This window comes from Streptomyces barringtoniae (genome assembly GCF_020819595.1).
GTDB classification, from domain to species: domain Bacteria; phylum Actinomycetota; class Actinomycetes; order Streptomycetales; family Streptomycetaceae; genus Streptomyces; species Streptomyces barringtoniae.
In genome coordinates this window covers 92,857-112,741 of sequence record NZ_JAJHNP010000024.1, presented here as the reverse complement: position 1 = coordinate 112,741, position 19,885 = coordinate 92,857, and the positions used below count along the sequence as shown (strand labels likewise).

Genomic DNA, 19,885 nt, shown 5'->3' with positions numbered 1-19,885 from the left:
CTCCATCCTCCCGCGTCAGAACGAGAACGGGACGTAGCAGGCGGCGGCCAGCACGACCGCGCCCCAGCCCAGCAGGGCCGGCCTGCGGTACCAGGCCTCGTCGCCGGGCGCGGGCGGTTCGGACATGCCGGGGGAGCGGGTGCCGTAGACCAGCCCCTGCAGTTCCTCCGCCGGCTTCGGCCTGGTGAACAGGGACACCGCGACCATCACGACCGCGCCGGCGACGAAGCCAGCGATCGCGGAGACGAAGTTGGCGCCCTGGTCGGAGGGGATGGAGATGATCCCCTTCTTGTAGAACACGAAGTAGTTGATCATCGCGGTGACGGTGCCCGCGAGCAGACCCCAGAAGCCGGCCTTGGCGGACGCTCGCTTCCAGAACATGCCGACGATGAACACGACGAACATCGGCACGTTGAAGAAGGAGAACAGCGTCTGCAGGTAGGCCATGATGTTCGAGAACGAGGAGGCCAGGAACGCCGTGCCGATGGAGGCGAGGACGCCGATCACGGTGATCAGACGGCCGAACCCGACGTAGTAGGCGTCCTCGCGGCCGCGCACCACGTACTTCGACCAGATGTCGTTGGTGAAGACCGTGTTGAAGGACGAGACGTTCGCCGCCATGCCGGCCATGAAGGCGGCGAGCAGACCGGTGACGGCGATGCCGAGCACGCCGTTGGGCAGCAGTTCCTGCATCAGGTACGGGATGGCGTCGTTGTACTGGTAACCGGAGCCGGCGGTGCCGAACTTCGGAATGAGCGCGGCGGCGACCAGGCCCGGGATCATCACCAGGAAGACGATGAAGATCTTCGGGTAGGCGGCGATCAGCGGGGTCCGCTGGGCGGCGGAGAGGTTCTTCGCGGACAGGGCGCGCTGCACCTCGGCGAAGTTGGTCGTCCAGTAGCCGAAGGACAGCACGAAGCCGAGGCCGAGGACGATGGTCAGCCAGTTCGCGCCGAGTGGGTTGACGTGTCCGATGCCGGTGCCGCCCCAGGCGGTGGTGAAGTTCGCCCCGTGCGTCGCGGTGAGCTTGTGGGTCAGGCCGTCCCAGCCGCCGACCTTCTTCAGGCCGAGGGCGGTGATCGGGATGAGGGCGGCCAGGATCACGAAGAACTGCAGCACCTCGTTGTAGATCGCCGAGGACAGACCGCCGAGGGTGATGTACGCCAGCACGAAGGCGCCGGCGACCACGATCGCGACCCACTGCGGCCAGCCCAGCAGGGCCTCGACGACGATCGCGAGGGCGTACAGGTTGACGCCCGCGATCAGGATGGCCGCGAACGCGAACAGGATCGAACTGAGCAGGTGGGCGGCCCGGTCGAAGCGCAGCAGCAGGAACTCGGGGACCGAGCGGACCTTGCTGCCGTAGTAGAACGGCATCATCACCAGGCCGAGGAAGACCATGGCGGGGATGGCGCCGATCCAGTACCAGTGCACGGTGTAGGCGCCGTACTGGGCGCTGTTCGCGGCCATGCCCAGGATCTCGGTGGCCGCCAGGTTCGCCGAGATGAAGGCGAGGCCGGTGATCCAGGCGGGCAGCGAGCGTCCCGAGAGAAAGAAGTCGAGGCTGGTCTTCACCGACCGGCGGGCCGCGAAGCCGATGCCGAGGACGACGACGAAGTAGATCGCCAGGATCGTGTAGTCCAGCCAGTTGGTGGGGAGCCGTAGCCCCGCCGCCAAGTACAGGGGGCCTTCTGTGGGGGTTTGCATGAGTACTCGCTTCGTTGCGCGAACTGATCCAGAGCGGAACCTACGCCTCCGCGTTCAGAAATTGAACACTTCTGTTGATGTTCTTTGTTTGATTGTGATGGTCCTGAGCGTTGTCGAGTTGTGGTCTGTTATGTTTGATTGTGTTGAGTGATTGAGTGCGGGACGTAGAGGAGTCCGGCGTTGAAGAAGACCTCGACACGGCTGGCCGACGGTCGTGAGCTGATCTACTACGACCTCCGGGACGACGCCGTGCGGGACGCCGTCGACCGCCGTCCGCTGGAGCGGACCCATACGACGTCCGAGATCCGCGCCGACGTGCTGCTCGGCGACCGCGTCGCCGTCGCCTCCCACCGGCAGGGCCGCACGTACCATCCGCCGGCCGACGAGTGCCCCCTGTGCCCCACGCGGGGCGACCGGCTGAGCGAGATCCCGGACTCCTCGTACGACGTCGTCGTCTTCGAGAACCGGTTCCCCTCCCTCGCCGGCGACTCCGGCCGCTGCGAGGTCGTCTGCTTCACCTCCGACCACGACGCCTCCTTCGCCGACCTGACCGTCGAGCAGGCGCGGCTGGTGCTGGACGCGTGGACGGACCGTACGTCGGAGCTGTCGCATCTGCCCTCCGTCGAGCAGGTCTTCTGCTTCGAGAACCGCGGTGCCGAGATCGGTGTCACGCTGGGCCACCCGCACGGACAGATCTACGCATACCCCTTCACCACCCCGCGCACCGCGCTCATGCTCCGCTCGCTCGCCGCCCACAAGGAGGCGACCGGCGGCCAGAACCTCTTCGACGCCGTCGTGGAGCGCGAACTCGCCGGTGAGCGGGTCGTCCTTGAGGGTGAACACTGGGCGGCGTTCGTGCCGTACGCGGCGCACTGGCCGTACGAGGTCCACCTGTACCCCAAGCGCCGCGTGCCCGATCTGCTCGCGCTGGACGAGGCGGCGCGCACAGAATTCCCCCAGGTCTATCTGGAACTCTTGAGGCGCTTCGACCGGATCTTCGGCGAGGGCGAGCCTCCGACGCCGTACATCGCGGGCTGGCACCAGGCCCCGTTCGGCGCGCTGGAGGAGTTCGACGGTGTCTCGCGGGACGACTTCGCGCTGCACCTCGAGCTTTTCACCATCCGCCGCACTTCCGGCAAGCTGAAGTTTCTCGCGGGTTCCGAGTCCGGCATGAGCGTGTTCATCAACGACGTGCCGCCGGAGCGCGCGGCCGAGCGACTGCGAGAGGTAGCGAGTTCATGAAGTACCTGGTGACGGGTGGCGCGGGTTACGTCGGCAGTGTCGTGGCCCAGCATCTGCTGGAGGCCGGCCACGAGGTCACCGTCCTCGACAACCTCTCCACCGGCTTCCGCGCGGGCGTGCCCGCCGGGGCGGCCTTCGTCGAGGGCGACATCCGCGACGCCGCCAAGTGGCTCGACCCCTCCTACGACGGCGTGCTGCACTTCGCCGCGTCCTCGCAGGTCGGCGAGTCGGTGGTGAAGCCGGAGAAGTACTGGGACAACAACGTCGCCGGCTCCATGGCGCTGCTCGGCGCGATGCGCGAGGCGGGCGTCCGCAAGCTCGTCTTCTCCTCCACGGCGGCGACCTACGGCGAGCCGGAGCAGGTCCCGATCGTGGAGAGCGCCCCGACGAAGCCGACCAACCCCTACGGCGCCTCCAAGCTGGCCGTCGACCACATGATCACCAGCGAGGCCAACGCCCACGGCCTGGCCGCGGTCTCCCTGCGCTACTTCAACGTGGCCGGCGCCTACGGCGCCCACGGCGAGCGTCACGACCCCGAGTCCCACCTCATCCCGCTGGTCCTCCAGGTCGCCCAGGGCCGTCGCGAGGCGATCTCGGTCTACGGCGACGACTACCCGACCCCCGACGGCACCTGCGTCCGCGACTACATCCACGTCGCGGACCTCGCCGAGGCCCACCTGCTGGCCCTGGCCGGCGCCACCCCGGGCGAGCACCTGATCTGCAACCTCGGCAACGGCGAGGGCTTCTCCGTCCGCCAGGTCATCGAGACCGTCCGGCAGGTCACCGGGCACCCGATCCCCGAGGTCGTGGCCCCGCGCCGCGGCGGCGACCCGGCCGTCCTGGTCGCCTCGGCGGACACGGCCCGCGAGAAGCTGGGCTGGAACCCGACCCGCGCGGATCTCGCGGGCATCGTCGCGGACGCGTGGGAGTTCGCGCAGAGCATCACGAAGGAGCACTAGTGGGGGCACAGCAGGTCGCGGAGCGCTTCGCCGAGCTGTACGGGGCCGCACCGGAGGGCGTCTGGGCGGCGCCCGGCCGGGTCAACCTCATCGGTGAGCACACCGACTACAACGACGGTTTCGTGATGCCGTTCGCGCTGCCGCACCGGGCGGTCGCGGCCGTCTCCCGCCGCACCGACGGCGTCCTGCGCCTGCACTCGGCGGACATCGAGGGCGGCGTAAAGGAGCTGCGGCTGGACGCCCTGGCCCCGCAGGGCGACGACGACTGGACGGCGTACCCGGCGGGCGTGGTCTGGGCGCTGCGCGAGGCGGGCCACGGCGTGACGGGCGCGGACGTCCACCTGTCCTCCACGGTCCCGACCGGCGCGGGCCTGTCCTCCTCGGCGGCCCTCGAGGTGGTGATCGCGCTCGCGCTGAACGACCTGTACGCACTGGACCTGCCGCGCTGGAGGCTGGCCCGGCTGTGTCAGCGCGCCGAGAACGTCTACGTCGGCGCGCCCACCGGGATCATGGACCAGACGGCGTCGGCCTGCTGCGAGCAGGGACACGCGCTCTTCCTGGACACCCGCGACCTGTCCCAGCAGCAGATCCCCTTCGACCTCGCGGCCGAGGGCCTGCGCCTGCTGGTGGTCGACACCCAGGTCAAGCACGCGCACAGCGGCGGCGAGTACGGCAAGCGGCGGGCGGGCTGCGAGAAGGGCGCGGCGCTGCTCGGCGTGGACGCCCTGCGGGACGTTCCGTACGCCGAACTGGACGCGGCGCTGGCCCGGCTGGGCGACGAGGAGGAGGTGCGCCGTCTGGTCCGGCACGTGGTGACGGAGGACGAGCGGGTGGAGCGGGTGGTCGGGCTGCTGCGTGCCGGCGAGACCCGCCGAATCGGCCCGGTCCTCACCGAGGGCCACGCCTCCCTGCGCGACGACTTCCGCATCTCCTGCCCGGAGCTGGACCTGGTCGTCGACACGGCCCTGTCCAACGGCGCCCTGGGCGCCCGCATGACCGGCGGCGGCTTCGGCGGCTCGGCGATCGTCCTGACGGAGGCGACGGACGTCGACACCCTCACGAAGGCCGTCGAAGAGGCCTTCGCCGCAGCGGGCTTCACGACCCCGCGGGTCTTCGAGGCGGTGCCTTCGGCGGGGGCGCGGCGGGTGGTCTGAGCCGTTCGGTGATCTCGTCGGCCCCGCACATCGGTGCGGGGCCGACGGCGTTTCCCGCACTCCGGCTCGGGACAGGGCAGAGAGCACCGGGCGAGGCGATCGCACACCGTCGGACTTTGTCGACTTCCGCCTCAGTACGAAACATGCGGCACACGATAAACATGCTGGACGGCCAGTTCTGCAAATCTCCTTCCGCTGCGTGCTCCCATCCGTACTCTGTGGAACAGCACCGGTGGGGGCCGGTGCTGATCAGGGGGCGAGACAGGCGGGTACGGCACCCGCGGTGGGGGTAACAGTTTCCGCGTCGGCGGCGGCCGCGCGGCGCGTGTCCTTTCCGTGGGTGTGCGTACCCCCGCGGGTCGTCGTTCTCCGGAGGGCCAGGCCCGGTCCGGGAGGAGTTTCGTGGTTCGTATCCGAGTCCTGGTCGTCGACGACCACCGCATCTTCGCCGAGTCGCTCGCGGCCGCCCTGGCCGCCGAGCCGGATGTCGACGTCTCCGCAGCCGGCAGCGGCCCCGCCGCGCTGCGCTGCCTGGAGCGGGCGGCCGGTGAGGGCCGCCGTTTCGACGTGCTGCTGGTCGACGCGGACCTCGGCGGCCAGGTCCCCGGGGCCCGCCCGGCTCTGCCCGTGCCGGTGCAGGAGGGCAACGAGGAGGGGCTGGTCGACGGGATCTCGCTGGTCGCCGGGGTCCGGGGCGCCCAGGCGGCCGTACGGATCGTCGTACTCGCCGAGAAGGACGATCCCCGGCGGGCGGCGCTCGCCCTGCAGGCCGGTGCCTCGGGGTGGGTCGCCAAGGACTGCTCGCTGTCCCGGCTGCTGACGGTGATCCGGGGTGTGCTGCGCGACGAGACCCATCTGCCGCCCGCCCTGCTCACCGGCGTGCTCAGGGAGATGACGGCGGCCCGCCGGCACCGTACCGAGAGCGAGCGGCTGGTGGAGTCCCTCACCCCGCGCGAGCGGGAGGTGCTGCGCTGCATGGTCGCGGGCCTGGGCCGCAAGGCCGTCGCCGAGCGGCTGTTCCTCTCCCCGCACACCGTGCGCACCCATATGCAGAACGTCCTCGGCAAGCTGGGCGTCCACTCGACGCTGGCCGCCGTCGCCCTCGCCCGCCGCGCGGGGGTCGGACCGGCCGACCTAACCGGGGATGTTGTCGAACGGGGCGGTCAACTGGCGTAGCAGACCGGCCAGTTCCACCCGCTGGGCGCGGGACAGCTCGGCGAGGATCGCCCGCTCCTGCTCCAGCAGCCCGGCCAGCGCCTGGTCGGCGCGGTCCCGGCCGGTGTCGGTCAGCCGGACCAGCACGCCCCGCCGGTCGCTCGGGTCGGGCAGCCGTTCCACCAGGCCCTTCTTGGCCAGCCGGTCGATCCGGTTGGTCATCGTGCCCGACGTGACCAGGGTCTGCGTCAGCAACTGGCCGGGGGAGAGCTGGTACGGCGTGCCCGCGCGCCTGAGCGCGGTCAGCACGTCGAACTCCCACGGCTCCAGCTGGTGCTCGGCGAAGGCGAGCCGACGCGCACGGTCCAGATGCCGGGCGAGTCGGCTCACCCGGCTGAGCACTTCCAGCGGCTCCACGTCGAGGTCCGGACGTTCCCGGCGCCACGCTGCGACCAGCCGATCGACCTCGTCCTCCATGGGATCAGTGTAGTGGTTGTGTCGACATGAAGTCTCTTGACATCAAGCCTCTTGACATCGAGATAAACTGGAGGGGACAGTGGTGGTCATGACGACACCGATCTGGGACCCCGGTCAGTACCTGCGGCACTCCGGTCACCGGGCCCGTCCCTTCGCCGACCTCATCGCCCGCGTCCCCGTCCTGCCCACGCCGACGCCCCGCATCGCCGACCTCGGCTGCGGCCCGGGCAACGTCACCGTGCTGCTCACCGAACGCTGGTCCACCGCGCACGTCACCGGCTACGACAACTCGCCCGAGATGCTGGACAGGGCCCACACCGAGCACGAGGGCCCCACGGCCGGCGGCGGACGGCTGGACTTCGCCCACGCCGACGCGCGCACCTGGGCGCCCGGCGAGCCGTACGACCTGATCGTCTCCAACGCGACCCTGCAGTGGGTGCCGGGGCACGCCGACCGCTTCGCCGACTGGATCGCGGCCCTGCGGCCCGGTGGCACCTTCGCCTTCCAGGTCCCGGACAACATCGACGCCCCGCTGCACGCCCTGATGCGCGACCTGGCCGCCACGCCCCGCTGGAAGGCCCGCCTCGCCGACGTGCTGCGCCGCACCGACTCCGTGCACACCCCCGGCGCCTATCTGGACCGCCTCGCCCGCCTCGGCTGTGCGACCGACGTGTGGCAGACGACGTACTTCCACGTCCTGCAGGGTGAGGATCCCGTTCTGGACTGGGTGAAGGGGACCGGCCTGCGGCCCGCGCTGACCGCACTCGCCGGCGACCCCGAGGCCCGGGACGCCTTCCTCGGCGAGTACCGGGAACTGCTGCGGCAGGCCTACCCCAGCGCACCGTACGGCACGGTCCTGCCCTTCCGCCGCCTGTTCGCCGTCGCCGTGAAGGAGGCCTGAGCATGCTCGCCGCGGTCGATCACGTGCAGCTGGCGGCCCCGCCCGGGTCGGAGGACGCGCTGCGGGCCTACTACGCCGACATCCTCGGCATGACGGAGATCCCCAAACCACCCGTGCTCGCGGCGCGCGGCGGCTGCTGGTTCCGGGCCGGAGCCGTGCAACTCCACCTGGGCATCGAGGGGGACTTCCGGCCCGCGAAGAAGGCCCACCCGGAGCTCAGGGTGACGGACATCGAGTCGTACGCGGCCCGGCTCACCGCGAAGGGAGCGAAGGTCACCTGGGACGACAACCTCCCCGGCCACCTGCGTTTCCACTCGGAGGATCCCGTCGGCAACCGGCTGGAGTTCCTGGAGCGGGTCAGTCCGTCCGGCCGGGATGCGTGACGAGGATGCGGACGACCTCGGTGTCGATGATGTACGGGACCCGGTATGCATCGACGCGAAGGCGACGGAGGTTCGGGCCGTATGCCCTCGATCCGGCCGGTCGCGGATCGTGGGCCAGTTCGTCGATGGCGTCCAGGACCTCTGCGAGTCCGGCCGGGCCTTCGTTCAGGAACCGTGCCGCCACGTCCAGGGCGTGCGGCTCGAAGATGATCTCGTAGGTCACGGCTTCTCGAGCCCCAGCCGCCTGCGCACCTCTGTCATGGGGATGCCTTCCCCCAGTGATCCCTCGGCCTTGCGCCGCTGGTAGTCGGCGACGGCCAGGGCGTCTTCGAGATCCTCTGTCACCTGCGGCGAGACGAGGAGCGCGGCCACGTGCCCGTGGTCGGTGAGAGCGATGGTCTCGTGGTCGTGGGCCGCACGGCGGACCAGGTCACCGAGCTGGGAACGGGCTGCGCCGATCGCGATCTTCGTCATGCGGCCATGACACCGCAAGGTGTATCCAACTGCCCCCCAGTGTCACCTTTTCCGGTGAACCTCAGCTCTTCCGGTGCCCTATCAACCGCGGCTTCTGCTCCAGCCCGTCCAGACCGTGCCACGCCAGGTTCACCAGATGGGCGGCGACCTCCGCCTTCTTCGGGCGGCGTACGTCCAGCCACCACTGACCCGTCAGCGCGACCATGCCGACCAGCGCCTGCGCGTACAGCGGGGCCAGCTTCGGATCGAAGCCGCGGGACTTGAACTCCCGGCCCAGGATGTCCTCCACCTGGGTGGCGATGTCCGAGATGAGGGAGGCGAAGGAGCCCGTGGACTGGGGGATGGGCGAGTCACGGACCAGGATGCGGAAGCCGTCCGTGTACTCCTCGATGTAGTCCAGGAGCGCGAAGGCGGCCTGCTCGCACAGCTCACGGGGGTGGCCGGCGGTCAGCGAGCTGGTCACCATGTCCAGCAGCCGCCGCATCTCGCGGTCCACCACCACCGCGTACAGGCCCTCCTTGCCGCCGAAGTGCTCGTACACCACCGGCTTGGACACCCCGGCCTTCGCGGCGATCTCCTCCACCGAGGTGCCCTCGAAACCCTTCGCGGCGAAGAGGGTGCGACCGATCTCCAGCAGCTGCTGGCGGCGCTCGGCACCGGTCATACGGGTCCGGCGGGTCCGCCGTTGCTTGTCGTTGCCGGAGGTGCTGCTGGAGTCGGTCGCCACGGCGTCAATCATGCCGCCTTCGCGCTCTCCCTCCGGCGCCCGGAGCCGCCTTCCTCGGTGTTCCGGCGCGAATCGATACGTGAGCGTGACGGCCAGCGCACGTCGTACGCCCAGCCGAGCAGCTCGAAGATGCGGATGAACCGCGCCGATGAGTCGATCTGACCGCGCATCACACCGTGCCGCGCCGAGGTCGGGTCGGCGTGGTGCAGGTTGTGCCAGGACTCACCGCACGACAGCACCGCCAGCCACCACACGTTGCCCGAACGGTCCCGTGATTTGAACGGCCGCTTGCCCACCGCGTGACAGATCGAGTTGATCGACCAGGTCACATGGTGCAGCAACGCCACCCGTACGAGTGAACCCCAGAAGAACGCGGTGAACGCGCCCCACCAGGACATCGTCACCAGGCCGCCGACCAGCGGCGGCAGGAGCAGGGAGACGCCCGTCCAGTACACGAACTGCCGGGAGATCGCCCGGATCGCCGGGTCCTTGATCAGATCCGGCGCGTACTTGTCCTGCGGGGTCTGCTCCTCGTCGAACATCCAGCCGATGTGAGCCCACCACAGGCCCTTCATCAGCGCCGGAACGCTCTCGCCGAACCGCCACGGAGAGTGCGGGTCGCCCTCCGCGTCGGAGAACTTGTGGTGCTTGCGGTGATCGGCCACCCAGCGCACCAGGGGCCCCTCGACGGCCAGCGAGCCCATGACTGCCAGCGCGATCCGCAGGGGCCGTTTGGCCTTGAACGAACCGTGGGTGAAGTACCGGTGGAAACCGATCGTGATGCCGTGGCACCCCAGGAAGTAGAAGAACACCAGCAGGCCCAGATCGAGCCAGCTCACCCCCCAGCCCCAGGCCAGCGGCACCGCCGCCACGAGCGCCAGGAACGGCACGGTGATGAACAAAAGCAGCGTGATCTGCTCGATCGAACGCTTCTGCTCGCCACCCAGCGTGGCGGTCGGGCTCGGACTGTCGTCGGCCGTACGGGCTTCTTCGATCACATCGGAACTTGAGGTCATGCGCGTCCCCTGTGGGGTCGAGGGTCGAGGGTCGAGGCAGGTGCCGGGCCGCCGGGACCGGACGGGAGACGACGACGGTTCCCTACGGTTCCGTAACCTACGGCGACGTAAGTATGGCAGCGTGTCGAGCGGCGGCAAGAGCCCCGGAGCCTGCGCGTCCCCATCGACACCTATCCTTGAACTCGGTCGGACAGCGCGGTCCGCTGAAGTTTCCTTCCCGGACGCTCCGGCCCGTATGCGGCGCCCGCCGCGCGGCAGCCGGCCGGGTTCCCTCCCAGACGAGCTTCCACACTGCAAGGAGCCGCACCTGTGAGCAGTGCCGACGACCAGACCACCACGACCAGCAGCGAGCTGCGCGCCGACATCCGCCGGCTGGGTGATCTCCTGGGCGAGACCCTCGTACGGCAGGAAGGCCCCGAGCTCCTCGACCTGGTCGAGAAGGTCCGCCGCCTCACCCGCGAAGACGGCGAAGCCGCCGCCGAGCTGCTGCGCGGCACCGAACTGGAGACCGCGGCCAAGCTGGTCCGCGCCTTCTCCACCTACTTCCACCTCGCCAACGTCACCGAGCAGGTGCACCGCGGCCGCGAACTGCGCGCCCGGCGCGCCGCCGAGGGCGGCCTCCTCGCCCGCACCGCCGACCGGCTCAAGGACGCCGACCCCGAACACCTCAAGCAGACCGTCCAGCACCTGAACGTCCGCCCGGTGTTCACCGCACACCCCACCGAGGCCGCGCGCCGCTCGGTGCTGAACAAGCTCCGGCGCATCGCCGCGCTCCTGGAGACCCCCGTCCAGGGCTCCGACCGCCGCCGCCTCGACGTCCGCCTCGCCGAGAACATCGACCTGGTGTGGCAGACCGACGAACTGCGCGTCGTACGCCCCGAGCCCGCCGACGAGGCCCGCAACGCCATCTACTACCTCGACGAGCTGCACGCCGGCGCGGTGGGAGACGTCCTGGAGGACCTCACCGCGGAGCTGGAGCGGGTCGGCGTCAAGCTCCCCGACGACACCCGCCCGCTCACCTTCGGCACCTGGATCGGCGGCGACCGCGACGGCAACCCCAACGTCACCCCCCAGGTCACCTGGGACGTCCTCATCCTCCAGCACGAGCACGGCATCAACGACGCCCTGGAGATGATCGACGAGCTGCGCGGACTGCTCTCCAACTCCATCCGCTACACCGGCGCCACCGAAGAGCTCCTGGAGTCCCTCAAGCAGGACCTGGAGACGCTCCCCGAGATCAGCCCCCGCTACAAGCGCCTCAACGCCGAGGAGCCCTACCGGCTCAAGGCCACCTGCATCCGCCAGAAGCTGCAGAACACCAAGCAGCGCCTCGCCAAGGGCACCCCGCACCAGGCGGGCCGCGACTACCTCGGCACCGGCGAACTGCTCACCGACCTCCGGCTCATCCAGGCCTCGCTGCGCGAGCACCGCGGCGGCCTCCTCGCCGACGGTCGCCTGGCCCGCACCATCCGCACCCTGGCCGCCTTCGGCCTCCAGCTGGCCACCATGGACGTCCGCGAACACGCCGACGCCCACCACCACGCCCTCGGCCAGCTCTTCGACCGCCTCGGCGAGGAGTCCTGGCGCTACGCCGACATGCCCCGCGAGTACCGGGCCAAGCTCCTCGCCAAGGAACTGCGCTCGCGCAGGCCGCTGGCGCCCACCCCGGCGCCCGTCGACGCGGCCGGACAGAAGACCCTCGGCGTGTTCGAGACCGTCAAGAAGGCCCTGGAGGTCTTCGGCCCCGAGGTCGTCGAGTCCTACATCATCTCCATGTGCCAGGGCGCCGACGACGTCTTCGCCGCCGCCGTCCTCGCCCGCGAGGCCGGCCTGATCGACCTCCACGCCGGCTGGGCGAAGATCGGCATCGTCCCCCTGCTGGAGACCACCGACGAGCTCAAGGCCGCCGACACCATCCTCGAGGACATGCTCTCCGACCCGTCCTACCGGCGCCTGGTCGCGCTGCGCGGCGACGTCCAGGAGGTCATGCTCGGCTACTCCGACTCCTCCAAGTTCGGCGGCATCACCACCAGCCAGTGGGAGATCCACCGGGCGCAGCGCCGCCTGCGCGACGTCGCCCACCGCTACGGCGTACGCCTCCGGCTCTTCCACGGCCGCGGCGGCACCGTCGGCCGCGGCGGCGGCCCCTCCCACGACGCCATCCTCGCCCAGCCCTGGGGCACCCTGGAGGGCGAGATCAAGGTCACCGAGCAGGGCGAGGTCATCTCCGACAAGTACCTCATCCCCTCCCTGGCCCGGGAGAACCTGGAACTGACCGTCGCCGCCACCCTGCAGGCCTCCGCCCTGCACACCGCCCCCCGCCAGTCCGACGAGGCCCTCGCCCGCTGGGACGCCGCCATGGACGTCGTCTCGGACGCCGCCCACGCCGCCTACCGCAGGCTCGTCGAGGACCCCGACCTGCCGGCGTACTTCTTCGCCGCCACCCCCGTGGACCAGCTCGCCGAGCTGCACCTGGGATCCCGGCCCTCCCGGCGCCCCGACTCCGGCGCCGGCCTCGACGGCCTGCGCGCCATCCCCTGGGTGTTCGGCTGGACCCAGTCCCGGCAGATCGTCCCCGGCTGGTTCGGCGTCGGCTCCGGCCTCAAGGCCCTGCGCGAGGCAGGCCTGCGGCAGGAAGGCGACACCGTCCTCGACGAGATGTACCAGCAGTGGCACTTCTTCCAGAACTTCGTCTCCAACGTCGAGATGACCCTGGCCAAGACCGACCTGCGCATCGCCCAGCACTACGTCGACACCCTCGTCCCCGACGACCTCAAGCACGTCTTCGACACCATCAGGGCCGAACACGAGCTGACCGTCCGCGAGGTCCTGCGGATCACCGGCGAGCAGGAACTGCTCGACGCCCAGCCCGTCCTCAGGCAGACCTTCGCCATCCGCGACGCCTACCTGGACCCCATCTCCTACCTCCAGGTCACCCTGCTCAAGCGCCAGCGCGACGCCGCCGCGGCCGGCCTCACCGCCGACCCGCTGCTCTCCCGCGCCCTGCTCCTGACCGTCAACGGCGTGGCAGCGGGCCTGCGCAACACCGGCTGACGGCCACCGCGCACAAGAGGGTGCCCCCGAGGTCGTACGACCCCGGGGGCACCCTTGTACGCGGCTCAGGTCAGCCGCGCGCCTTCCGGCGCCGCACCACCAGGTAGCCGCCCGCGCCCACCAGCACGGCCGCGACACCCGACAGCGCACCCACCGGAACACCGTTGCCGGTCTCGGCGAGACCGCCACCGCCCTGTGCGGACGGCGAGGACGACGGAGCCGGGGAGGACGAGGACGCCGAACCCGGGGCCGACGAGGACGGAGACACGGACGAGGACGGGGACGAGGACGGCGCCGGGGACGCGCTCGACGTCGCACCGGACGACGGACCCGACGACGGCGTACCGCCACCGCCGCCGGAGGACTGGCAGTCCGTCCAGAACACCTTGTGCTTGGCCGCGCCCTTCTCGCCGGCGAAGTTCCAGAACAGCTTGTAGTGCCCGTCCGGCAACGTCATGTCCGACGTGCGGCCGTGGCCGTCGCCGTCCAGGGACAGGGCACCCGACTTCACCGTCGTGCCCTTCGTCCCACCGGTCGGGGCCCACACCTCGATGCGCCAGTCGACCTGCTGGCCGCCGTCGAAGTGGAAGGCGTCGAGGTAGAACGAGCACACATGCGGCTGATTGCGCTCGTCGGACTCGTCCGTCGTGGACTTGTGGATCTTCACATCGCCGTTGTCACCGGGCGGAGCGGCGTGCGCCGCGGGCGCGAGAAACAGCGCTGCCGACACACCGGCGGACACCGCGCCGGCACGGATGAGGGTACGCATGGGGCTGGCCCATCTTCGAGTGGCCTACGGGAAAGATGTGGAGGGGGCGCCCCAGCTTCCAGCCCCCGCTGACCCACGGTCAATCACGAAGAGACAACACCTGCGCGCCACGACCGGCGCGCGGAGTCACGAACCGGCGGACACCGCAAGAAAAGCCCCCGTCAGCAAGGCCACCCCGCACCCCGCCAGCACCCACGCCACCCGCGACAACCGCAGCCCGCCCGCCACCACCACCGAGGCCAGCAGCAACGCCCCGCCCAACGGCACCCAGGCATACAGGATCCCCGCCGGACCCGAGCGCACCGCGTCCGCCGTACCCGGCTTCAGCACGACGTCGTACGTCCGCCCCTTGCGCACCGCCACCGGCTGCGCGATCTCCACACGCGCCCGCGCCCGCGCCCCCGGCGACGTCGGCGTGAAGGGACCACTGCATGCGTCGCCCGAACAGGACGTCACCCTCACCGTGCCCTGCTCCCGCCCCTTGGACAGCATCACGTGCTGCGCCGTCCCCCAGGAACCCCACACCCCGGCGAACAGGATCAACGCGGCAAGCGCACCCATCGCCGCGACCCGCACCGACCGCAACGCGGTCACGGAGGCCCGGCGAGCAGTGCTGGCTGTGGCAGGCATGGCCGGGATCATTGGCCATACGCGTACGGGCGGTCAACCTCGCTGTCCGCCGTACAAGCACATGTCAGGAGTTGTACGCGCTCTGCGCCCGCTCCAGCCCCTCGATCACCAGACACTCCACCGCGTCCGCCGCACGGTCCACGAAGTAGTCCAGCTCCTTGCGCTCCGCCGACGAGAAGTCCTTCAGCACGAAATCCGCCACCTGCATACGACCCGGAGGCCGCCCGATCCCGAACCGCACCCGGTGATACTCCGAACCCATCGCCTTCGTCATCGACTTCAGACCGTTGTGCCCGTTGTCCCCACCGCCCAGCTTCAGCCGCAGCGTGCCGTAGTCGATGTCCAACTCGTCATGCACGGCCACGACGTTCGCCACCGGCACCTTGTAGAAGTCCTTCAGCGCGTTCACCGGACCACCGGACAGGTTCATGTACGACATCGGCTTCGCCAGGATCACCCGCCGGTTCGCCGGCCCCGCCGGACCGATCCGGCCCTCCAGCACCTGCGCCTGCGCCTTGCCCGCCCGCTTGAACTTTCCCCCGATCCGCCCCGCGAGCAGGTCCGCCACCATGAAACCGACGTTGTGCCGGTTCATCGCATACTCCGGCCCGGGATTCCCGAGCCCGACGATCAGCCAGGGATCAGTGCTGGCGGGAGTGGTCACGTCCATGTCTCCTTGATACGCGCCAGCCGCCGCTCCCCGCGAGGGAAGCGGCGGCTGAACAACTGACGACTACGGCGAGGCTCAGGCCTCCGCCGCCTCCTCGCCCTCCTCGGCGCCCTCGCCCTCGGTCACCTCGACCTGGGCCTGCAGCACCTGCAGAACCACGGCGTCCTCGTCCACGGCCAGGGTCACACCGCTCGGCAGGGTGATGTCCTTGGCGAGGACGGAGGCACCGGCCTCCAGACCCTCGACGGAGACCGTGACGGCCTCGGGGATGTGCGTCGCCTCGGCCTCGACCGGCAGCGCGTTCAGGACGTGCTCCAGCAGGTTGCCACCGGCGGCCAGCTCGCCCTCGGCGTGCACCGGGATCTCGACCGTGACCTTCTCGCCACGCTTGACCAGCAGCAGGTCCACGTGCTCCAGGAAGCCCTTGATCGCGTCACGCTGGACGGCCTTCGGAATCGCCAGCTCGTTGGTCTTGCCGTCGATGTCCAGGGAGATCAGGACGTTCGGCGTACGCAGCGCCAGCAGCAGGTCGTGACCCGGCAGGGTCAGGTGCACCGGCTCGGTGCCGTGGCCGTACAGAACAACCGGAACCTTGCTGGCACGACGGATGCGGCGCGCGGCACCCTTGCCGAACTCGGTACGGGTCTCGGCGGTGAGCTTCACCTCGGACATGATGATCACTCCTCGTAGAACTCGGAACGGACGTGGTCACCCGGCCACGAACGGCCTGCTACGAAGAGCGCGTCGATAACGGACCGCCGTACCCCCGTCAGAAACGGAGTACGGCCTCCCTCGCCGAGCAACTGCAGCAGTCTACTCGGACCAGGAGGCCGCACCCAAAAGGATCTTCGGCTACCTCACGCAGCGAGGCCGCAGAAACCTCACTGCTCGTCGAAGAGGCTGGTCACCGAACCGTCCTCGAACACCTCACGCACCGCACTCGCGATCGTCGGAGCGATCGACAACACCGTGATCTTGTCCAGATCCCGGCCCAGCTCCGCCGGCGTCGGCAGCGTGTTCGTGAACACGAACTCACTCACCCGCGAGTTCTTCAGCCGGTCCGCCGCAGGACCGGAAAGCACACCGTGCGTCGCCGTGACGATCACGTCCTCCGCACCGTGCGCGAACAGCGCATCGGCAGCGGCACAGATCGTCCCACCAGTGTCGATCATGTCGTCCACCAGCACACACACCCGACCCTTGACCTCACCCACGACCTCGTGGACGGTCACCTGGTTCGCCACATCCTTGTCACGCCGCTTGTGCACGATGGCGAGCGGCGCACCCAGCCGGTCGCACCAGCGGTCCGCCACACGCACCCGGCCGGCGTCCGGCGACACCACCGTCAGCTTGTCCCGGTCCACCTTCTCGCCCACGTAATCGGCGAGCAGCGGCAACGCGAACAGGTGATCCACCGGCCCGTCGAAGAAACCCTGGATCTGGTCCGTGTGCAGATCCACCGTCAGAATCCGGTCGGCACCCGCCGTCTTCATCAGATCCGCGATCAGACGCGCCGAAATAGGTTCACGACCCCGGTGCTTCTTGTCCTGCCGCGCGTAACCGTAGAACGGCACAATCACCGTGATGGAGCGGGCCGACGCACGCTTCAGCGCGTCGATCATGATCAACTGCTCCATGATCCACTGGTTGATCGGAGTCGTGTGGCTCTGGATCACAAAGCAGTCCGCACCACGCGCCGACTCCTGGTAACGGACGTAGATCTCACCGTTCGCGAAGTCGAAGGCCTTCGTCGGGACAACCCCGACACCCAACTCGTGGGCGACCTCCTCGGCAAGCTCGGGGTGGGCGCGGCCGGAGAAGAACATCATCTTCTTCTCGCCGGTCGTCTTGAACCCGGTCACAGCACAGTCTCCTCAGAGGTTGTCTCAGCCAGCCGACTGCTACCCCGACCTCCCGCCTGGGCATGAGAGGCCGAATCAGCTGGTAGGGGTGCGGGTGCACGCGTGCGGATGTGCACTTATCACGGTACGCCGTGTTTGGCGCACCCGTTTCCGGTCAGTCCTCGCTCTCGCCCCTCCGGGACGCCGCCTCGGCCGCCTTCGCCGCCGCGCTCCCCGGACGCTTCCGAGCCACCCAACCCTCGATATTCCGCTGCTGACCACGGGCCACGGCCAGCGAACCGGGCGGCACATCCTTCGTGATCACAGACCCGGCGGCGGTGTAAGCACCGTCCCCGACCGTGACAGGAGCCACAAACATGTTGTCCGAACCCGTCTTGCAATGCGACCCGACCGTCGTGTGGTGCTTGCTCTCACCGTCGTAGTTCACGAACACACTCGCCGCCCCGATGTTCGTGTACTCACCGATCGTCGCGTCACCCACATACGACAGATGCGGCACCTTCGTGCCCTCACCGATCTTCGCGTTCTTCGTCTCGACGTACGTCCCGATCTTGCCCTTGGCCCCCAGCCGGGTCCCCGGCCGCAGATACGCATACGGCCCCACCGACGCCTCCGGACCCACCACGGCCCCGTCCGACACGGTGTTGTCCACCCGCGCCCCCGCACCGACCTGCGTGTCCTTCAGCCGGCTGTTCGGCCCCACCTCGGCACCCTCACCCAGCTGCGTCGACCCCGTGAGCTGCGTGTTCGGATGAACGACGACATCCCGCTCGAAGGAGACGGACACATCGACCCAGGTGGAGGCCGGGTCCACCACGGTCACCCCGTCCAGCATCGCAGCCGTCAGCAGCCGGTCATTGAGAATCCGGCGCGCCTCGGCCAACTGCACCCGGTTGTTGATACCGGCGATCTCCCGGTGATCCCCGGCCACGGAAGCGCCGACGCGATGACCGGCCTCCCGCAGGATCCCCAGCACGTCCGTGAGGTACTCCTCACCCTGGCTGTTGTCCGTCCGCACCTTCTTCAGCGCGTCCGCCAGCAACTGCCCGTCGAACGCGAACACCCCGCTGTTGATCTCCCGGATCGCCCGCTGGACCTCGGACGCGTCCTTGTGCTCCACGATCGCGGTGACGGCACCCGTCGCCTCGTCCCGGATGATCCGCCCGTACCCGGTGGCGTCCGGAACCTCGGCCGTCAGCACGGTCACGGCGTTGCCGTCGGCGGCATGGGTCCCGGCGAGCGCCCTGAGCGTGTCGGCGGTGAGCAGGGGCGTGTCCCCGCACACGACCACGACGGTCCCCGCGACGGCCCCGCCCAGCTCCTCCAGACCCATCCGCACGGCATGCCCGGTCCCGTTCTGCTCGGCCTGCACGGCGGTGCGCACCCCGGGGTCGATCTCGCTCAGGTGGGCGGCGACCTGCTCCCGGGCGTGCCCCACGACGACGACCAGGTTCTCCGGGTCCAACTCACGGGCGGCGGCCAGCACATGGCCCACGAGGGAACGACCGCAGATCTCGTGCAGGACCTTCGGTGTGGCCGACTTCATACGGGTGCCCTCACCCGCTGCGAGAACGACGACGGCTGCCGGGCGAATGGCGCTCACGGGGTTGCCCTTCGGCTGTGGGTGGTGGGGGTGACAGCCGCAGGATACCGGGGGGATTCTTGGGGGAGGTGAGAGCGGGCCCTGACGGGGGTGATACCGGTCAGGGCCCGAACCTGGGTTTTGTGTGCTGTGCGCTCCCGGAGAAGGATTCGAACCCTCATTCAACGGACCAAAACCGTTTGTCCTGCCCTTAGACGATCCGGGATTATTTGTGCGCTATGTCCGATTTGGTTGATCGGCTTCGCGCACGGCCTCCACTATGCCGTACCAAGAGCCTTCGATGCGACGGTACAAGTCAGCACCTTTCAGGACTTTGATCACGAGGCACCCACGGTAGGTGTCACCGGTGTTCTTGCGGACCGTCTTGGGGTTGTGCTTTTTGATCGTCGTCTTGTTGAAGGAGGATCGGTCGGCGTCGACAAGCTGGGCCCAGTAGCGCTCCGCGGCTTCAACGTCCGCTGTCTCGTGAATCATCACGGTGAACCGAAGGCGGTGGCGCTCCACCCCCAAGAGATCGAGCCAGGCCAGGAAGACCTCGATCATGCCGGGGTCGCTGTTGACGAATGCGACGGTCTCGCGGCGCGCGTACGGCTTGTCCTTGCCGCCTTCCGCCCAGTAGAGGCCCACGCCCAACAGGAACAGCTCGCGGGTCGACAGATCGCCGATTGCCAGCTTCGCCCTCTCTTTGGTGCCTTGCCGTTCCTCGTCGCGCAGGCGCAGCCTCTCTTCCCAGCCCTTGCGCCCGATGGCTGCCGCCTCTTCCGGTGTGCGCTTGCGCTCGAGCCTCGGCAGATCCCGCACCCACAGTGACACCGAACTCCTCGAGCACCCCAGTTCCGCCTCGATCTGGTCGTACGTCCATCCCCGGAGCCGTAGCTCACGAGCCTTCGCCCGCAGGTCGTCCTTCGCGTTCGGGCGCTTGGTCCACTCCGGCGGCGGTTCCCCCTTCACCAGCTGGTTGAGGATGTCGTTGTTGAAGATCTTCAGCTCGTCCCGGATCTGCCGGAGGCTGTGGCCGGCCCGCCGCAGGGCGATCGCCCGTTCCCGTAAGTCCTCGAAGTCGGCGTATTTGCCGATTGAATGTGCCATGGGCATACCGTCC

General features: G+C 69.3%; 20 protein-coding genes and 1 tRNA gene. 7 read left to right on the top strand and 14 right to left on the bottom strand.

Annotated elements, in window-relative coordinates:
• Positions 1 to 15: 15 nt before the first annotated feature.
• Positions 16 to 1,707, bottom strand: a complete 1,692-nt coding sequence (locus LMU33_RS34085) for a sodium:solute symporter family protein (RefSeq protein WP_228624720.1) — start codon at positions 1,705 to 1,707, stop codon at positions 16 to 18.
• 180 nt (positions 1,708 to 1,887) lie between these two features.
• Between LMU33_RS34085 and galT the strand changes: the two genes are divergently transcribed.
• The 4 genes from galT (at position 1,888) to LMU33_RS34065 (ending at position 6,238) form a co-directional block, all read left to right on the top strand.
• Complete coding sequence (galT, locus tag LMU33_RS34080) at positions 1,888 to 2,949, top strand: galactose-1-phosphate uridylyltransferase (protein ID WP_228624718.1); 1,062 nt, start codon at positions 1,888 to 1,890, stop codon at positions 2,947 to 2,949.
• Positions 2,946 to 3,908, top strand: coding sequence for a UDP-glucose 4-epimerase GalE (galE, locus tag LMU33_RS34075; RefSeq protein ID WP_228624716.1), 963 nt, complete (start codon positions 2,946 to 2,948; stop codon positions 3,906 to 3,908). The genes galT and galE overlap by 4 nt, the downstream gene beginning before the upstream one ends.
• The gene (gene galK / locus LMU33_RS34070) at positions 3,908 to 5,062 is read left to right on the top strand and encodes a galactokinase (protein WP_228624714.1); all 1,155 of its coding nucleotides are present in this window, start codon (positions 3,908 to 3,910) and stop codon (positions 5,060 to 5,062) included. Before galE ends, galK begins: the two co-directional genes overlap by 1 nt.
• A gap of 402 nt (positions 5,063 to 5,464) precedes the next feature.
• Positions 5,465 to 6,238, top strand: a complete 774-nt coding sequence (locus tag LMU33_RS34065; protein ID WP_228624712.1) for a LuxR C-terminal-related transcriptional regulator — start codon at positions 5,465 to 5,467, stop codon at positions 6,236 to 6,238.
• Here LMU33_RS34065 and tamR read toward each other — a convergent pair.
• Positions 6,197 to 6,694, bottom strand: coding sequence for a MarR family transcriptional regulator TamR (gene tamR / locus LMU33_RS34060; RefSeq protein WP_228624710.1), 498 nt, complete (start codon positions 6,692 to 6,694; stop codon positions 6,197 to 6,199). The genes LMU33_RS34065 and tamR overlap by 42 nt on opposite strands.
• Positions 6,695 to 6,782: 88 nt before the next feature.
• Here tamR and LMU33_RS34055 point away from each other — a divergent pair, with 88 nt between their 5' ends.
• Positions 6,783 to 7,595 (top strand): trans-aconitate 2-methyltransferase, encoded by an 813-nt coding sequence (locus LMU33_RS34055; protein WP_228624708.1) that lies wholly within the window; start codon positions 6,783 to 6,785, stop codon positions 7,593 to 7,595.
• Between the two features lie 2 nt (positions 7,596 to 7,597).
• Positions 7,598 to 7,978, top strand: coding sequence for a VOC family protein (locus LMU33_RS34050; protein ID WP_228624706.1), 381 nt, complete (start codon positions 7,598 to 7,600; stop codon positions 7,976 to 7,978).
• Here the strand turns inward: LMU33_RS34050 and LMU33_RS34045 are convergent.
• From LMU33_RS34045 to LMU33_RS34030, 4 genes are all read right to left on the bottom strand, one after another.
• The gene (locus LMU33_RS34045; protein ID WP_228624704.1) at positions 7,953 to 8,201 is read right to left on the bottom strand and encodes a type II toxin-antitoxin system RelE family toxin; all 249 of its coding nucleotides are present in this window, start codon (positions 8,199 to 8,201) and stop codon (positions 7,953 to 7,955) included. The two genes, LMU33_RS34050 and LMU33_RS34045, sit on opposite strands and share 26 nt — an antisense overlap.
• Positions 8,198 to 8,452 carry a type II toxin-antitoxin system Phd/YefM family antitoxin gene (locus tag LMU33_RS34040; RefSeq protein ID WP_228624703.1) on the bottom strand — a complete coding sequence of 85 codons (255 nt, stop codon included), beginning with the start codon at positions 8,450 to 8,452 and terminating at the stop codon, positions 8,198 to 8,200. The genes LMU33_RS34045 and LMU33_RS34040 overlap by 4 nt, the downstream gene beginning before the upstream one ends.
• Positions 8,453 to 8,513: 61 nt before the next feature.
• Positions 8,514 to 9,191, bottom strand: coding sequence for a TetR/AcrR family transcriptional regulator (locus tag LMU33_RS34035; RefSeq protein WP_014673198.1), 678 nt, complete (start codon positions 9,189 to 9,191; stop codon positions 8,514 to 8,516).
• The gene (locus LMU33_RS34030) at positions 9,188 to 10,195 is read right to left on the bottom strand and encodes an acyl-CoA desaturase (protein ID WP_228624701.1); all 1,008 of its coding nucleotides are present in this window, start codon (positions 10,193 to 10,195) and stop codon (positions 9,188 to 9,190) included. The genes LMU33_RS34035 and LMU33_RS34030 overlap by 4 nt, the downstream gene beginning before the upstream one ends.
• Before the next feature lie 309 nt (positions 10,196 to 10,504).
• On the opposite strand from LMU33_RS34030, the gene ppc reads away from it, so the two are divergent.
• Positions 10,505 to 13,249 carry a phosphoenolpyruvate carboxylase gene (gene ppc, locus LMU33_RS34025; protein WP_228624699.1) on the top strand — a complete coding sequence of 915 codons (2,745 nt, stop codon included), beginning with the start codon at positions 10,505 to 10,507 and terminating at the stop codon, positions 13,247 to 13,249.
• A 70-nt stretch (positions 13,250 to 13,319) separates the two neighbouring features.
• Here ppc and LMU33_RS34020 read toward each other — a convergent pair whose 3' ends face one another.
• From LMU33_RS34020 to LMU33_RS33985, 8 genes are all read right to left on the bottom strand, one after another.
• On the bottom strand, positions 13,320 to 14,018 hold the full coding sequence (locus LMU33_RS34020) for an LPXTG cell wall anchor domain-containing protein (RefSeq protein WP_228624696.1): 699 nt from the start codon (positions 14,016 to 14,018) through the stop codon (positions 13,320 to 13,322).
• A 126-nt stretch (positions 14,019 to 14,144) separates the two neighbouring features.
• On the bottom strand, positions 14,145 to 14,660 hold the full coding sequence (locus LMU33_RS34015; protein WP_228624694.1) for a hypothetical protein: 516 nt from the start codon (positions 14,658 to 14,660) through the stop codon (positions 14,145 to 14,147).
• Positions 14,661 to 14,712: 52 nt separating this feature from the next.
• The gene (gene pth / locus LMU33_RS34010) at positions 14,713 to 15,318 is read right to left on the bottom strand and encodes an aminoacyl-tRNA hydrolase (protein WP_228624692.1); all 606 of its coding nucleotides are present in this window, start codon (positions 15,316 to 15,318) and stop codon (positions 14,713 to 14,715) included.
• Between the two features lie 75 nt (positions 15,319 to 15,393).
• Positions 15,394 to 15,990 (bottom strand): 50S ribosomal protein L25/general stress protein Ctc, encoded by a 597-nt coding sequence (locus LMU33_RS34005; protein ID WP_228624690.1) that lies wholly within the window; start codon positions 15,988 to 15,990, stop codon positions 15,394 to 15,396.
• 209 nt (positions 15,991 to 16,199) lie between these two features.
• Positions 16,200 to 17,180 (bottom strand): ribose-phosphate diphosphokinase, encoded by a 981-nt coding sequence (locus tag LMU33_RS34000; RefSeq protein WP_228624688.1) that lies wholly within the window; start codon positions 17,178 to 17,180, stop codon positions 16,200 to 16,202.
• Between the two features lie 154 nt (positions 17,181 to 17,334).
• Positions 17,335 to 18,783, bottom strand: coding sequence for a bifunctional UDP-N-acetylglucosamine diphosphorylase/glucosamine-1-phosphate N-acetyltransferase GlmU (gene glmU / locus LMU33_RS33995; RefSeq protein WP_228624686.1), 1,449 nt, complete (start codon positions 18,781 to 18,783; stop codon positions 17,335 to 17,337).
• 134 nt (positions 18,784 to 18,917) lie between these two features.
• A tRNA-Gln gene (locus LMU33_RS33990) sits at positions 18,918 to 18,988 on the bottom strand.
• A gap of 11 nt (positions 18,989 to 18,999) precedes the next feature.
• Positions 19,000 to 19,872 (bottom strand): hypothetical protein, encoded by an 873-nt coding sequence (locus tag LMU33_RS33985; RefSeq protein ID WP_228624684.1) that lies wholly within the window; start codon positions 19,870 to 19,872, stop codon positions 19,000 to 19,002.
• Between the last annotated feature and the right edge of the window lie 13 nt (positions 19,873 to 19,885).

Bases quoted from the DNA above. Each gene is read 5' to 3' on its own strand.
- LMU33_RS34085 (WP_228624720.1), bottom strand. From the start codon at position 1,707: ATGCAAACCCCCACAGAAGGCCCCCTGTACTTGGCGGCGGGGCTACGG.
- galE (WP_228624716.1), top strand. From the start codon at position 2,946: ATGAAGTACCTGGTGACGGGTGGCGCGGGTTACGTCGGCAGTGTCGTG.
- tamR (WP_228624710.1), bottom strand. From the start codon at position 6,694: ATGGAGGACGAGGTCGATCGGCTGGTCGCAGCGTGGCGCCGGGAACGT.
- LMU33_RS34055 (WP_228624708.1), top strand. From the start codon at position 6,783: ATGACGACACCGATCTGGGACCCCGGTCAGTACCTGCGGCACTCCGGT.
- LMU33_RS34050 (WP_228624706.1), top strand. From the start codon at position 7,598: ATGCTCGCCGCGGTCGATCACGTGCAGCTGGCGGCCCCGCCCGGGTCG.
- LMU33_RS34040 (WP_228624703.1), bottom strand. From the start codon at position 8,452: ATGACGAAGATCGCGATCGGCGCAGCCCGTTCCCAGCTCGGTGACCTG.
- LMU33_RS34035 (WP_014673198.1), bottom strand. From the start codon at position 9,191: ATGATTGACGCCGTGGCGACCGACTCCAGCAGCACCTCCGGCAACGAC.
- LMU33_RS34030 (WP_228624701.1), bottom strand. From the start codon at position 10,195: ATGACCTCAAGTTCCGATGTGATCGAAGAAGCCCGTACGGCCGACGAC.
- LMU33_RS34020 (WP_228624696.1), bottom strand. From the start codon at position 14,018: ATGCGTACCCTCATCCGTGCCGGCGCGGTGTCCGCCGGTGTGTCGGCA.
- LMU33_RS34015 (WP_228624694.1), bottom strand. From the start codon at position 14,660: ATGATCCCGGCCATGCCTGCCACAGCCAGCACTGCTCGCCGGGCCTCC.
- pth (WP_228624692.1), bottom strand. From the start codon at position 15,318: ATGGACGTGACCACTCCCGCCAGCACTGATCCCTGGCTGATCGTCGGG.
- LMU33_RS34005 (WP_228624690.1), bottom strand. From the start codon at position 15,990: ATGTCCGAGGTGAAGCTCACCGCCGAGACCCGTACCGAGTTCGGCAAG.
- LMU33_RS33985 (WP_228624684.1), bottom strand. From the start codon at position 19,872: ATGGCACATTCAATCGGCAAATACGCCGACTTCGAGGACTTACGGGAA.